Source organism: Chitinophaga sp. SVR4-12A (assembly GCF_056754765.1).
In genome coordinates this window covers 6253100-6267001 of sequence record NZ_JBPGWP010000001.1, presented here as the reverse complement: position 1 = coordinate 6267001, position 13902 = coordinate 6253100, and the positions used below count along the sequence as shown (strand labels likewise).

Sequence of the window (13902 nt, the reverse complement as noted above, 5' to 3'; positions counted from 1 at the left end):
TTGACCGCAAGGTACAATGGATACCGGAATTTATCGGGTAGCCTGATCAATAGCGCTTTTCAGTGCACGGGCATTCATTACGCCGCTCTGCCGCCATTTCACTTCCCCGTTCATGAAAACGATCATCGTAGGCACACTCTGGATCTGGTAGGCATTAGCAATAGCAGGGTTCCTGTCCACATCCATTTTCAGGATGATCACATCATCACCGGTCATTCCTTTCAGTTCTTTGAGGATAGGAGGCATCATTTTACAGGGGCCGCACCATTCTGCCGAGAAGTCGACCAATACCGGTTTATTACCATTGATGATATCCTGGAATGATCTTTTTTCACTTTGTGTTTCCATTGCGTGTTTTTCCAGACAATACCTCAAAAATAAGGCCTGTTAAACATACGGCAGCCTCTTCCGGTTTGCCGCGCCAGTATGGCAGCGGCCCCTGTTGATCAGTTAATGTCTTTCCCTTCGTTCAGCTGACCTATCATGCGCTGTATGAAGGCTTTATTAGCGGGATCCGGAGCAAGCGCCAATGCCTGGTTGGCATATTTCACGGCTGATTTATAGTCGCCGTTGGCGGAATACCCCCTGGTTAAGCCCATCAGGGTAGTGAACTGCCCGGGATGCTGCTGGTAGTTCTGTTTAAAGATCTCCAGGGCTTCTTTCTGCTTTTTCTGCCCGATCAGCTGGCGGCCATACTGGTGCAGCTCTATCATGGAAGCCAGGGGCAGGGCCTTTTTAATGAGCGCATCTCCATCGGCCCCGCGTCCAAGCTGCTGTAATACCAACGCTTTTGTGCTCCAGGCGGCGAAGCTGCGATCTCCGCCAAAGCCTGCGCTGGTGGCAGAATCTGCCCAGAGCAACGCCTCATCCAGGTTCACTTTATGGTCGGCGCACCAGTGGGCGGCCTGATTCCAGCTTTCCCAGGTAAAGCCCTTGTCTGTTCTCAGCTCCTGGCGGAAGGAGGCCAGCTGATCTTTTGTATAATCTGTTTCTATCTTAAAGGGGATCGTTAATTTTTCCCATTCCAGGGCAAGGGTGGCCGCGTTCTCCGTTTGATCGAGGAACTCATATTTCAGCCATTCCACGCTTTTATCAAGGGCGGCAGGCTTTACTTTCACTCTTAGCGCATCTTCCCTGGGGTCGTAATAATAGGCGCCCCAGGAATGGGAATTTTTGGAGAAGATCAGGGTGCATTCCTGCGGGTCATAGGCCACGAAGAAACCGTACTTTCCAGCGGGCAGGCTTTGCCCTTCGATCTTTACATCATTGCTGAATTCAATGGTAGTATTCTCATTGGCGCCAGCCCTCCAGGGAGCCGATTTGCTGCTGCCAAAACCAAGGTCAGTAAAGCCTACGGGGACCAGCTGCCCCCAGATCTTTCCTTCACGGCCTTTTACGCCGGGACGGTCATAGTGAACGCTTACATCCGTAAGGCCGATGCGCTCCGTAACGGAGGCTTTCTTATTGCCGCCTGAAGGCAGGCTCGTGAGGAACTGGGCATTGACTGTAAATGGAATAAAGGCGAGGCAGATAACAAGGTAAAAAAGTCGTTTCATATTGGGGATATTTAAAGGGAATCTACCAAAGCGTGGTCAGCCGGCCAATGGAATTATGAGGGATGAGAAAAAGCGAGGATAAAAGGAGCGCACTGATCGCTTTTTTACATGCACATTAACTGAAATATCATGCAAGTTATATTGATAACAGGCACATTAACACAACTTTAAGCCGCCAATTTAAAAACTTAACATTGACTGTATTAACTTATCGTTAATTTTATGTTACCATAAACATTAAATATTATTTATCGATGTCAACGCATAACGATCAGGAAAACGGGAAACTATCCGGTAAGGATACCCGTAAAAATATTGAGCAGCAGTTATTCATACTGCTGACCGGGTGGAAAGAGCAATTAGGTGAAAAGAAATTCAAAAACCGGATCAAGAAGGCTGCTAAACTGTTGAGCAAAGGTCTGCCGGCTAAGAAGAAAGAAGCGCCTGCTGCCAAGAAAAAAACGACAGCTGTGAAAGTGAAGAAAGCAAAGGTTGCGAAAAAGGATGCAGCTACCAAAGAGACCACCGCATAACATTATAAAAAGGGCCGGCTTCTAAGGCCAGCCCTTTTATGTAATTATTCCGTCTGTGTTTACCTGTCAATTCCGCCTGCCTGTTTTTCCATCGTGCTCATGCTGTAATGCCAACTCCGGTTCAGGTTCCTGTTTAATACTTTCAGGGGCGTCTTTACCTGTGCCCTTACTGCCGATAATACCGCCATCTACGCTATAGGTAGATCCTGTTACATAGGACGCCTCATCGGAAGCAAGGAAGAGGAATACATTTGCTATTTCTTCTGTAGTACCTCTTCTGCCCATGGCAACGGTTTCCAGTATGGACTGTTCCATTTTTGCGTTCATCGGACCTGTTTCCTTGTGCGTCCAGGAAGTATCTACCGGTCCGGGGCAAACGCAGTTGGCCCTTACACCATACTTCGCCTGCTCCAGCGCAACGCCTCTTGTAAAGGCATGAATAAACGCTTTGGTGCCGCCATACGGGGTGAGCATTGCCTGTCCAAGGAAGCCTGCTTCCGAACCGGTATTGATCACACAGCCACGTGTCTTCTGTAAGAAGGGAAGTGCTGCCCTGGTCATCAGGAAGGTATTGCGCAGGTTGTTCTTCATCAGCAGGTCAAAAATTTCCACATCCAGGTCCTGTGTTTCTGCGGTAGCCGGGTAAACACCTGCACAGTTCACCAATATATCCAGCACGCCCCAGTATTCAACCGCGGCCTTTACAGCAGCCTGGGCTTCTATTTCTTTTGATACATCGCCCATGTAGGAACGGGCTTCACCACCATTGGCAATGATCTCTGCCACTACTGCTTCTACCGGGTCGTCTGCGAAACCAACCACGAGTACACTAGCGCCTTCTGCAGCAAATTTCTTACATACGGCCTCTCCAATGCCGGTGCCACCGCCTGTGACGATGGCTACTTTGCCGGTTAATCTGTTTGCTATCATAATTTGTTGCTTTTTGAGAGAGGGCAACAAATAGTGTGCTAAGGGGGACGGGCTCTGCCAAGAGAGAGAAAAGGGAGCCGTTACTTTAAATTTCGCAGCGAAGTGCTGTGCAGCAGTGACTTCATTTGGGTTATTGCTATCTTGTTCAATTGCAGAAGCCTTTCCTGCTGAGGGACTTGCTGATGTATCAGCACAGCGTTAAGACTCTCCAGATTACTTAATATCACCAGTTGTTCCAAGGTTGCAGCATCCCTGATGTTACCAGTTTTGTCAGGATGATTTCGCCGCCACTCCGCAGCCGTCCTCCCGAATAAGGCCATATTCAGTACATCTGCTTCCGATGCGTATATGCGGCCGCTTTGGCTTCTGTCTATTTCAGCAGGTATTAAATTTTCCTTAACTGCATCTGTATGTATACGGTAATTTACTTTAGCAAGCGTACGTTGGATATCCCATCCCTGATGTTGACGGCTGCTTTCCTCTTCTTTTAACCGCTGAAACTCCTTGATCAGATATAACTTAAATTCGGCACTGAGCCAGGAACCGAATTCAAAGGCAATATCCTTTTGGGCGTAAGTGCCGCTATTAAATCTTCCAGTTCTTGCCAAAAGCCCTACGGCATTAGTTCGTTCCGTCCATTTTTTAACAGACAGGGAGAACCTGTTCAGGCCCGCTTCAAGCATAATTCCCCCGAATTCGGGGGAATTAAAATCGGGATTATTTATTTTCTCCCAAATACCTAAGAACTCGATTGTATTTTTATTACGGAGCCACTTTTCAATAAGTACGGAACCATCCTCGAAAGACCTAACCATATCCGTTAAAGAAATATAATCAAACTCTTGTTCCCTGATAATGGTGATTTCAGTTCCCTGTACAATAATGGTTGAATTTTTTACTTTACTCATATGTATTTGCAGTTACATGGATTAAATTCAGAGAGGCGAATTTATGCCCAATTGTAACTGCAAACCGTTAATCAGAAGTTAGCAACTTCTCTACTACCTCTACTCATATCAACAACTGCTGCAAATATGCCTTGAACGCATCCTCCACCTCCGGATCTGCCAGGAAATTTTCCACATCCCGTGATTCCGGTACATTCCATTTGATGTCGATGATCTGTCCATTACCATCTGTAACAACATCAAAGATCAGGTCTGCTGTACGGGCGCCAGGCGCACATTTCCCGCTAAGGCTTACCCGGCCACTGGCCCAGCTTACTACCAAAGGCGGCGTGCTATAGGTTGCATTACCCAGGATATTAACGGTACAGCCACCGGAAGTGGTTACCAGGAAATTTACACCTGCCGTTTTAGCGGCCTTTTCATAAGGTTTGAATGACTGCAAGGCAAAAGCAGCCATTAACAATACAGTGAACGTTGCGGTTAATTGAATGGTTAATTTTCTCATGGTTTAGTTGATTGTTGGGTTAAAATATTTTATTCAGACAATAGCATTCGCCTGTTCCCGCTCCATGATCCTGCGGAGGTTCATGATGGCATAACGCACCCGGCCTAAAGCCGTATTGATACCGATATTGACCACCTGCGCTATTTCCTTGTAACTCATATCGGCGTAATAGCGTAATATCAGGGCCTCCCGTTGTGATTCCGGAAGTTTGTCCAGCATCCCATGCAGCTCATGCGCCCATTCCCTGGCTATCAGGCGCTGTTCTTCACTTTGCTCCATCTGATCTTCTATAACAGACAACACGCCATCTTTATATCCCAGTACTATTGCCGGAGAAACATGTTGTTTCCGGAAATGGTTGATGCAACAGTTGTGCGCTATCCTGGCGGCCCATGCAAGGAAGCGGCGATTATCCGTATAATGCCCTTTCTTCAATGCATTGACGATCTTAATGAAGGTTTCCTGGAAAATATCTTCTGCCAGGCTCCGGTCCTTTACCAGCAGTACGATCGTGGTAAAGATCTTATCCTTATGCCGGTGAACCAGCCAGGAGAAAGCGGCGCTATCCCCCGATAAATAGAGCCGGATCAATTCTTCGTCGGTAAAATCACAATATCTGTTCATAATAACTATATGGAGTTCCAAAAATTAAGGTTAAGAATAAGCTGCCTTAAAAAAGGCAGCCGTTTATCCTATAATCTAATCTGTGATGGAGTTATTAGTATACCTAGTCTTTCAAGTTGAGATACTTCTTTACCTGCTGGTAATCGTTCCAATCAATACCGGCGGACTGGCGCGCAGCGGTACCGCCGGGGATCAGCACATATCTTACCTGCTGCGCTTTGGCGCCTGATTCCTCATCAACAAATGTGGACAGGTTGGCATTGCTGACCAAAGCAATGGTCGATGCAGCCAGGCGTACATTGATGATAAACCTGCCATCGAAATAAGGCAGCGGCGCAATCAGCGGATCAGTTGCAAGGCCCAGGTTCACATAAACTTTTACTTCACCTTTTGACAGTATGTCGGCGGTTAATTTCGTTGCGCTGATCTGGGCTATCCAGGTAGCAGAATCGGCATCTGTTTCATAAGTGGCATCCAGCCAATCGGAATAGATCACATTTGCAGTACCGGCATCACCTTTAGGACCTGCATCGCCTTTCGGGCCTGCAGGGCCAGCAGGACCCGCAGGTCCGGGATCACCATCCTTGGAACAGGATACCATGGCGAATAAAACTGTTAACAGCAATGCATAGGAAATGCCGCATGACATCTGGAAAAAACGTTTCATAAACTCTTGTTTGTATTTAGGTTGAAAAATGAAAAAACATATTTTACCACACATTACGGGGACACAGATCTCCAAACTTGTTGCCCAGCAGGAAACCGATCATGATCTCATGTGATCCCTTGCTCACCGTATTCAGGGAAGAGCTGGTGTAGTCATAGGAATACCCGATATTGAAAGTGGAGCTGATATTGATACCCAGCATACCCGCCACACCGTCGTTGAGCCGGTAAGATGCGCCTGCCCATACACGGTCCCGGAACTGCACTTTGGCATTGATATCAAAACCTACCGGCGCAGCTGTAATGAACTTTACCATGATAGAAGGCAACAGGGTCAGATCATCTGTGAGCCACAAACGGTAACCGGTGGTGAAGAACAGATGCGGTATCAGCTTACCACGGTAAACAGAATCGCCTATCACCTTGCCATCATCAAAACCTAAGTTCATGGGTATGATATTCTGCGCAGATGCACCAATGAAATAATCTGCAGAGTATAACCATAAACCAGCGCTCACGTCGGGCTTCCAGCGGTTCAGCAAGGCGCTGCTGCCAGCTATCACCGGATCATTGGGATCCTGCAGCTGCAGCTTACCGGCATCCAGTGTGATAGATTGCATACCAACGGAGATGCCTGCACTTAAACTGGTTCTTGGCGCCAGGCCGATATGATGGGCATAGGTACCGCTGAAAGAGAAACGGTTCAGCGGCCCTGTTTTGTCATTAAGAATAGTGAGCCCTACACCGGGATGTGATGCGGGCGCTTCCCACTGCTTCCAGTATGCCCTGCCGCGCGGGTTCTCCCCTTCTATATCGAAACCGGTAGGCGAAGCCTGCGGGTAATCGTTTTTACGAAGTGGCCCGTGCACCGTCAGGTAAGTGGTTACCGGCGAGCCGTTCAGACCAGCCCACTGATGCCGGTGACTCGCCTTTACATCCCAGTAGTTCTCAATACCTGCAACAGCCGGGTTAATAATGAAAGGGTTCATGATGTACTGCGTATAATGGGGCTGTTGCTGTGCATTGGCAGCATGGGTGCTTATACAGATCAGGGCAAGCGCCAGGCATTTTTTATAACTCATAACCGTTAATTTTAGTGGTTTGAGGTTTGAAGTTTGAAGTTTGAGGTTCATTAGCCGTTACAAGTCTAAAACATGTAATTAGCTTTATTCGAACATTGCTTAAGGACGGATGGTAGCCGCGAACCTGCAACATCCAACGAACCTCAAACTTCAAACCTCAAACTTCAAACTTTAATCTTTTAACACTTTAAACTCCGTTCTCCGGTTCTTTTGTCTTCCTTCCGGGTCATCTGTTCCATCTTCATGCTGGTTAGGCGCAATCGGCTGGCTGGCGCCATATCCTTTGGATTGCAGGCGGGCCGCATCGATACCTTTACTTAAGAGATATTCTACTACACTCTTCGCCCTGGCATCAGAGAGACGCTGGTTGAATTTGTCCGTGCCTTTACTATCGGTATGCGCGCTGATCTCGATCTTTATTTCAGGGTGCTTGTTCAGCATCTCTACCAGGTTGTCCAGCGCAGGGAAAGATTCGGGTTTCAGGGTGGCCTTGTTGAAATCGTAGTACACATTCTCCAGTACTTTGGGTGTTTCCACCGGCGGTACTTCTTTCACTACTTCAGGCGCCGGAGGAGGTGGTGGTGGCACCGGAACGGTCTTATTAAGTGAGAACAGCTCCAGGCAGCAGTCCGCAGAGCGGTCGGAAGCCAGCCAGGCATCCTGCAGGATGTTGTTCGCCGTACCATGACTGGTGAAATAGATATCGTCTTTTACAGAATTGACGGGATAACCAAAGTTCACCGGTGTTTCCCAGCTGTCAAAACCGCCTTTACTATAGAAGAAATCATATCCGCCCATGCCAACACCGCCATTGCTGGAGAATACCAGTACGCCGGATGGGGCATGGAAGAAGGGCGCCTGTTCATCGTAGGTGGTGTTCACGGTGCTACCCAGGTTCCTGCTGTTCATCGGTTTTCCCTGTGGATCCAGTTCAGCATACCAGAGGTCAAAGCCGCCATAACCGCCTTTACGGTCGCTAGCATACAGCAGGTATCTGCCATCAGGCATCACAAAGGGCTGCTGTGCATTAAAGCCGGAAGCATTCACCTGTTCATCCAATGCCACCGGTTCACTCCATGCTTCACCGATCTTCCTGCTCGCATATATAGCAGAGGTCTTCTTTCCATCCAGTATTTTCCAGCGGGTCAGGAACAGGGTATTACCATCCGGCGTAACACTGATCACGCCCTGGTGCTCTTCTTTAGGTTGAGGGATCCTTAGCCGGCTGATGTTGCTGGCGCTGCCACCGTTGACAGCCGCCTGGTATATGCGGTTCAGGTGCACATAGTTCTTGCTGCTGCCGCTGTCCGGACGGGTAGACGTAAAGGCCAGCGTGTTATCGTTCAGCCATACCGGTGCATAGCTGGCGCCGGTAGCATTGATGCCGGAAGCGCCTTTCTGCAGGGAATAGAGATGTAAGTCTTTTTTATTCAGCTGCTCCACGATAAAGCGCAGGTTCTTCACTTCTCTTTCTGCAGCGCTACGCCATTCATCCTGCGTTTCATGAATGCCCAGGAAATAGCTGAAAGCTTTTTCTGCGGCTTCATATTTTTCCAGGGCACGCAATGCGGTGGCATAGTGAAATGCTGCCAGCGGGAATTGTGCTTTATCAAATTCCAGCGCTTCTTCATAATAAGGCGCCGCCTTCTTGTAATTATTTAACAGGCGGTAGCTTTCAGCCAGGTAGTAAATAGCCTGTTGTTCGCTGCTCACCACCGCCACCGGCTTCCTGCTCAGGGTTTGCGCCGTATAGGGATTATAGGCCGCCGGACGAATGATCGTCTTACGGGAGGCCAGGTATTTTTCATAATACTCAGCGGCAGAATTATAGTCTGCTTTTTTATAGTAGTGATCGGCCGCTTTCAGGTAGTCGTAGGTAAACTGCGCCCTGGCAACCATCGCTGCCAGAACAATAGCAGCAGTAAGGAATATCTTTTGCATGATCGTCGTGCTTTTATAATCTTGGACAAACAAATTCCACCTCCGGTGTTTTGCTTTTTTTTCTGCCGATGAATGTGAGTGAGATCTCAAAACTGTTGGAGCCATTTACCATCTTACCCAGGTCAGAAGTATTGATATCATAGCTGGCACCCAGGGTAAGGGTTTTATAAATGAAACCCGCGTAGGCAGAAACAGCGTCTTTCAGGCGATAGTTAGCGCCCAGTAAAAAGTCGGTGTTCATAGCAGCATTCATCTGTGCATAAGCGCCTACCATCTTTTCAGAGGCAGTGCCCTGGCGCATGTACATGACGTTGGGCGTAAGGCTCATCTTGTCTGAAAGCGCCAGCCTTACACCTGCATGGCCGATATAACGCATGGGGAAACGGGCATCGCCCTTGCTGCTGAACTGGTCTTTAGGCCGGGTGAGGTGCGATACAGAAAAGCCACCGAACACATTCGCCAGCTTTCCGGGTTGTGCATCATAATAGAGCACGCCCCCACCCGCATCAAATGACATGGCGGAAGTACGTGTCAGCACATCGGCAGAAGGAGCGCCGGGATTGTAACCGGTAATAGGGTTCCACTGATCTCCGAAGGTAAGCTTGGAAGGATCGAATTTCCGCTGGATAAAGCCCAGCTGCATACCAAAGGACAGCTGGTGTGTTTGCTGCGCGCCAAACTTTACGCCTGTATAAGCAAAGTTGGCATAGCCGGTAGTATAGTTATAACCACCATCTCCCGCGCTCTGGTTCAACAAGCTCGCACCAAAATTGAAGTTCCTGTCTGTTCTGATATCTGCCGCGGCGCCGAAGGTGGAGAAGGGACTGGTCACGTTGCCCCACTGCGTGCGGTAAATGGCAGACAAACGGTAGTCGCCGTCAAATGCGCCTGTTAATGCAGGATTGAGCCATGCAGGGTACACATAATACTGGGAGAAGTGCGGATCGATCTGCGCCCTTGACTCGAAGGCGAAGAGCGTTGTGATGATCAGGAAGAACGATGTTATAAAGATAGTTTTCATCTTGAAAAACAGTTTTATCGTTATCTTAAAATGGTTACATATCCCGTCAGCGGAGGAAATCCGTTCTGGAGTTTAATCACGTAATAGTAGGTGGCCAGCGGCAGCATCCTGCCGTTCCAGGTACCATCCCAGGGGTTGCCATACCCGGTGGAAGAGAATACACGCTGTCCGTAGCGGTTATATACTTCCATGGTGGCGCCGGGATAATCGCCCAGGTTGGGAATGGTCCAGTTATCGTTAATACCGTCTCCGTTGGGAGAAAATGCATTAGGCACATTCACCGGTTTGAGCACCGTCACCGTCAGCGCATCGCTGGCAGTACAGTTACCCTGCCCGGTGGCAGTGAGGGTGTATGTCTGATCATGCTTGGCGATCAGTGCTGGACTTAACAGTGTTGGATTGGTTAAGTCGCCGGCTGGCGTCCAGCGGAAGGTCAGCACAGATGAATCGTTCGCAGTGGGCCTGAACTGTACCAGCGAACCCTGTGTTACGGTAAAGGAAGGACCGGCGTCTATCACAGGCTGCAGGTATACAATTACTTTGTCGCTGAAGATATTGGATACACAACCAACGCTGTTGGTCACAGTCAAGGTTACATCATAATTACCAGGGGCAGTGTAGCGTTTTACCGGGTTACGCGTAGTGGCCGTGCTGCCATCGCCAAAATCCCAGCTCCATTTGGTAATGCTGCTGTTAGGCGATGTACTCGCATCAGTGAACACATTATCCGCTCCCTGGCATAAGGTGTCCGGCTCTACGCTAAAGCTGGCAATGGGTTTATTATAGAACTTATCCAGCACTTTAGCGGTATCGTGCACACAACCAAAAGCAGAAGTGGCTCTCAACTGTACATTGTAAGTACCTGCTGCCGCATAGATATGTGAAGGATTGGGCGTAGTGGCTACTGCAGAGCCATCACCAAAGTTCCAGCGGTAGCTAAGCGATGAATTATCGGCAACTTTGGAAGCATTGGTAAAGACTGCATTCGCTTGCGGCAAACACAAAGCAGCAGGCAGGGTAAAATCCGCCACCGGTTTCGGATGTACGGCCACCGTATGTGTTACGGTATCGCTTATACAGCCGTTATCACTGATAGCCATCAACTTAACAGGGTAGGTATTATGGGTAGTATATGTTTTGGTGAATGCATTGCCATTGGTGTAGGTAGCACTACTGCCATCACCGAAATTCCATTTCCAGCTGCTGATGCTGCCGGAGGCGATCTGCGATTGGTCGGTAATAGCAGCCGCCTGGCCTAAGCATACATCCGGACTTGCAGTAAAGGCTGCAGCAGGCTTAGGATACACAGTAATGTTATTGGATATAGAGTCCTTACAGCCCGCAGTAGTCGTAAATACATACCAGATAGTATGTGTACCTGCACCAGCCTGGGAAGGCAAAAAATTACCCATGGCATCGGTGCCTGGTCCGCGGTAAGTGCCACTGCCTGTTACGCCATTCGTTACACTGCCCTTTGCTACGGATACAGGCACCTTCACATTCTCGCAAACAGGCGTCAAGGCTGCAAATACCAGCTGTGGTTTCAGGTTAAAGGTGGCGGATATGGTGGTATCCTTTGAACAACCGTTAGCCGTTGTTGCTGTGTATTTGATATTGTAGGTACCAAACTTAGTATAAGCATGTGTCGGACTGGCCTGGTTAGATGTATTCGGGTTCGCTGGCGTGGCATTGGCATCGCCGAAGTTCCAGGCATGCGTACTGATCGCCTGCCCGTCTGGCACGGTAGTAGTATTGTTGAACTGCACAATTCCATTCACCGGTAAACAGTTCTGCGGGTAGGTAAAGCCGGGTATGGGCCTGGCGTATACGTTCACTGTTCTGACAGCCGTATCACTGATACAGCGATCGCTCACTTTTACCACATGCTTAATTGTGTAGGTATTATAACCCTTGTAAACGATCGTTTGCTGCCTGGCACTGGTATCTATGCGAATAGTATCGTTGCCGAAGTTCCAGTACCAGGTCTTGATAGGCGCTGATCCGCCGAAGGTAGAATTGTCCGTCAGCGTTACGCTTCCGCCATCACAGATGGCTGTAGCAGAAGCAGTAAAGCCAGCTACCGGTTTGGGATAAATAGTGATCGTTTTGGTAGTATCACCCACACAGCCTTCTTTGGATATGCCCTGCAGCTTTACGCTCTGTGCACCAGCGGGAAAGAGCCGCCATACGTTTTGCCCGCTATCCAGCGCAGGACCGGCAAACTGCCATTTCCAGCGATCTATCAGGAAGCCGTTGGTGCTGCTGGTGTCGCCTTTCAGGTAAACCGTATCCAGCGTACAACCGCTATGCGTCCAGGAGAAGTTGGGTTGCGGTTTACCTTTTACGATCACGGAGAATTTCACTTCCTCCGTATTGGTACAGTTCTCGATACTGGGATGCGTAGAAAGGATCGGTATCTCAAAAGTGTCTATTGTGTTAAAGGTATAGGTTTGTGGTAGCGTGTATTTGTAATAGGTAGCGCCGTCCACAACCACAGTGCCCTTACTTACCGGCGCATTATCCGTCACGTCTGCATTGGGTGTTACCACGTTGCCCAGCTGACTGAGCTTCCACACCATTTTTGTAGGTTGATAGGCAATCAATACCGAGAGCTCTACCGGTGTATTGGTGCAGGTAAAATCGTTGGTAACAGACGCTGAATCCAAAGTATTGTGGATAGCGCCCACTACGTTCAGGTTATTGATCAGGGTACCGGCATTATAACCATAGCTTTCTACACTACCCTCGCCATACGTGACAGCGGTAAAGGCGGAATCGCTCGATACAATACACTGTGCCTGCGCAGCATTCCACCTTTTTATGACCACCGTATAACCGGGCTTGTTATGTGCGTATTTATAGGTCCAGGCATTGGGCAGTCCATCGATCAGCAGGGAATTGAGACCACTGTCGGGCACGATCAATGTAAGATAATTGTAGTTGATGCTTTCTCTTGTGTTGCGGTAAAAACCGATATGCTTAATAGCCTGCGCCACCGGGCTGAGATAGATCATCTCAGGATCACCATCGCCATTGGTGTTATTACAACCACCGGTAGACGACATAAACTGCGCCACCAGCACCGGCTTATCCGATTCAATGAAATTGGTGGCGTTGCTGGTGAATTCATAATAAGCGTTATCTATTATTCCCGTTAACTGCGTGCCATTCCTGTACACTTTTGTTGTCGGGTCTTTCACCAGCACTTTATATATATCCGTACGGAAGCTGCTGGCTGAATTACTGTTAGACAAGGGCGCTGTCAGATACAGTTTACCCCAGGCCTGTGAAGGAAAGATCTGCTGCATGTTGTTGTCTCCGCCACCAGGGCTCCCAGCCGGACAGGAAATATAGGTACGGCTACTACCCGAAAATACCGCTATAGGAGAACAGGTGCCGCTTGCATTACCGATAGACCGGACCTTGGTACCCGTGAGCTCATTACCGTAACCGCCACCCAGGGAAGCGCCGATCAGCTGATACACCTGTCCGCGTTGCAAGGTCTGCGTAAACGGAACACCCGCTACACGGCCATTACGGCTGGGCTTTGAGGGCGTAATCTCAATCACCGTATTATCTTCGCTGGCGATCACATACATCCAGGAGAAACAGTTATCCTGGTAGTACTGCTGGCTATTCAGCGACACATAGGAATATCCCCATGTTTCTATCGGCATCAGCATGGTAGCACCGGATGAAGCGCTGCCATAAATGTGGGCATATGCTACGATCGGCACATCACTGGTGATCTGGATAACCTTGTTCGCGAAGACTCCTTCCCCGCCGGTCCCCCCAAAAGAGGGGGGCGGCGAGTACAAACGGGCATCATAGAATCCCGCTTTGGGAATATTTTCTGTAGCGATCACCGTATTGGCGGGAATGCTGTAGTTGCGTACCCAGGTGGTGCCGTAGATCCTTACAGTTACGTTGGCCGGTTGTTCCGCACTGAGATACAGAACCATTTCCTGGCTGTTGCCCATACCCGGCTCCATGAACTGGTGGTGCCCGTAGGCCACCCAGAACTCTTTACCCCTGTTGGATAAGTTCTGGGCCCCAGACAACATGCTTTGCAACAGCAGGCCCGTTAGCAGGGCGATCGCGCGATATGTGCTGTTCATAATAGCTAATTAGGTTTT

At 49.0% G+C, this 13902-nt stretch carries 12 protein-coding genes; 1 reads left to right on the top strand and 11 read right to left on the bottom strand.

Annotated features, from left to right (window positions below):
• Nucleotides 1-30 precede the first annotated feature (30 nt).
• Both trxA and ACR9Y8_RS25315 read right to left on the bottom strand, forming a co-directional pair.
• Nucleotides 31-348, bottom strand: coding sequence for a thioredoxin (gene trxA, locus ACR9Y8_RS25320; RefSeq protein ID WP_481216044.1), 318 nt, complete (start codon nt 346-348; stop codon nt 31-33).
• Nucleotides 349-446: 98 nt separating this feature from the next.
• The gene (locus ACR9Y8_RS25315) at nt 447-1556 is read right to left on the bottom strand and encodes a DUF2911 domain-containing protein (RefSeq protein ID WP_481216043.1); all 1110 of its coding nucleotides are present in this window, start codon (nt 1554-1556) and stop codon (nt 447-449) included.
• Between the two features lie 254 nt (nt 1557-1810).
• On the opposite strand from ACR9Y8_RS25315, the gene ACR9Y8_RS25310 reads away from it, so the two are divergent.
• The gene (locus ACR9Y8_RS25310) at nt 1811-2089 is read left to right on the top strand and encodes a hypothetical protein (protein WP_481216042.1); all 279 of its coding nucleotides are present in this window, start codon (nt 1811-1813) and stop codon (nt 2087-2089) included.
• Nucleotides 2090-2155: 66 nt separating this feature from the next.
• Here ACR9Y8_RS25310 and ACR9Y8_RS25305 read toward each other — a convergent pair whose 3' ends face one another.
• The 9 genes from ACR9Y8_RS25305 to ACR9Y8_RS25265 form a co-directional block, all read right to left on the bottom strand.
• The gene (locus ACR9Y8_RS25305) at nt 2156-3019 is read right to left on the bottom strand and encodes an SDR family NAD(P)-dependent oxidoreductase (protein WP_481216041.1); all 864 of its coding nucleotides are present in this window, start codon (nt 3017-3019) and stop codon (nt 2156-2158) included.
• Between the two features lie 80 nt (nt 3020-3099).
• Entirely contained in the window at nt 3100-3927 is an 828-nt protein-coding gene (locus ACR9Y8_RS25300; protein ID WP_481216040.1) for a KilA-N domain-containing protein, read from the bottom strand.
• A 103-nt stretch (nt 3928-4030) separates the two neighbouring features.
• A complete protein-coding gene (locus ACR9Y8_RS25295) occupies nt 4031-4432 on the bottom strand; it encodes a hypothetical protein (RefSeq protein ID WP_481216039.1) in 402 nt (133 codons plus the stop codon).
• A gap of 33 nt (nt 4433-4465) precedes the next feature.
• Nucleotides 4466-5056: an RNA polymerase sigma factor gene (locus ACR9Y8_RS25290; protein WP_481216038.1), complete on the bottom strand. Its 591-nt coding sequence runs from the start codon at nt 5054-5056 to the stop codon at nt 4466-4468.
• A 103-nt stretch (nt 5057-5159) separates the two neighbouring features.
• Complete coding sequence (locus ACR9Y8_RS25285) at nt 5160-5723, bottom strand: hypothetical protein (RefSeq protein WP_481216037.1); 564 nt, start codon at nt 5721-5723, stop codon at nt 5160-5162.
• A gap of 43 nt (nt 5724-5766) precedes the next feature.
• Entirely contained in the window at nt 5767-6804 is a 1038-nt protein-coding gene (locus ACR9Y8_RS25280; protein WP_481216036.1) for a PorP/SprF family type IX secretion system membrane protein, read from the bottom strand.
• Between the two features lie 171 nt (nt 6805-6975).
• Nucleotides 6976-8745, bottom strand: coding sequence for an OmpA family protein (locus tag ACR9Y8_RS25275; protein WP_481216035.1), 1770 nt, complete (start codon nt 8743-8745; stop codon nt 6976-6978).
• Nucleotides 8746-8758: 13 nt separating this feature from the next.
• Nucleotides 8759-9766, bottom strand: coding sequence for a PorP/SprF family type IX secretion system membrane protein (locus ACR9Y8_RS25270; protein ID WP_481216034.1), 1008 nt, complete (start codon nt 9764-9766; stop codon nt 8759-8761).
• Nucleotides 9767-9786: 20 nt separating this feature from the next.
• Nucleotides 9787-13884 (bottom strand): PKD domain-containing protein, encoded by a 4098-nt coding sequence (locus tag ACR9Y8_RS25265; protein ID WP_481216033.1) that lies wholly within the window; start codon nt 13882-13884, stop codon nt 9787-9789.
• Nucleotides 13885-13902: the final 18 nt, after the last annotated feature.

Bases quoted from the DNA above. Each gene is read 5' to 3' on its own strand.
- ACR9Y8_RS25310 (WP_481216042.1), top strand. From the start codon at position 1,811: ATGTCAACGCATAACGATCAGGAAAACGGGAAACTATCCGGTAAGGAT.
- trxA (WP_481216044.1), bottom strand. From the start codon at position 348: ATGGAAACACAAAGTGAAAAAAGATCATTCCAGGATATCATCAATGGT.
- ACR9Y8_RS25275 (WP_481216035.1), bottom strand. From the start codon at position 8,745: ATGCAAAAGATATTCCTTACTGCTGCTATTGTTCTGGCAGCGATGGTT.
- ACR9Y8_RS25305 (WP_481216041.1), bottom strand. From the start codon at position 3,019: ATGATAGCAAACAGATTAACCGGCAAAGTAGCCATCGTCACAGGCGGT.
- ACR9Y8_RS25265 (WP_481216033.1), bottom strand. From the start codon at position 13,884: ATGAACAGCACATATCGCGCGATCGCCCTGCTAACGGGCCTGCTGTTG.
- ACR9Y8_RS25280 (WP_481216036.1), bottom strand. From the start codon at position 6,804: ATGAGTTATAAAAAATGCCTGGCGCTTGCCCTGATCTGTATAAGCACC.
- ACR9Y8_RS25295 (WP_481216039.1), bottom strand. From the start codon at position 4,432: ATGAGAAAATTAACCATTCAATTAACCGCAACGTTCACTGTATTGTTA.
- ACR9Y8_RS25290 (WP_481216038.1), bottom strand. From the start codon at position 5,056: ATGAACAGATATTGTGATTTTACCGACGAAGAATTGATCCGGCTCTAT.
- ACR9Y8_RS25300 (WP_481216040.1), bottom strand. From the start codon at position 3,927: ATGAGTAAAGTAAAAAATTCAACCATTATTGTACAGGGAACTGAAATC.
- ACR9Y8_RS25285 (WP_481216037.1), bottom strand. From the start codon at position 5,723: ATGAAACGTTTTTTCCAGATGTCATGCGGCATTTCCTATGCATTGCTG.
- ACR9Y8_RS25270 (WP_481216034.1), bottom strand. From the start codon at position 9,766: ATGAAAACTATCTTTATAACATCGTTCTTCCTGATCATCACAACGCTC.
- ACR9Y8_RS25315 (WP_481216043.1), bottom strand. From the start codon at position 1,556: ATGAAACGACTTTTTTACCTTGTTATCTGCCTCGCCTTTATTCCATTT.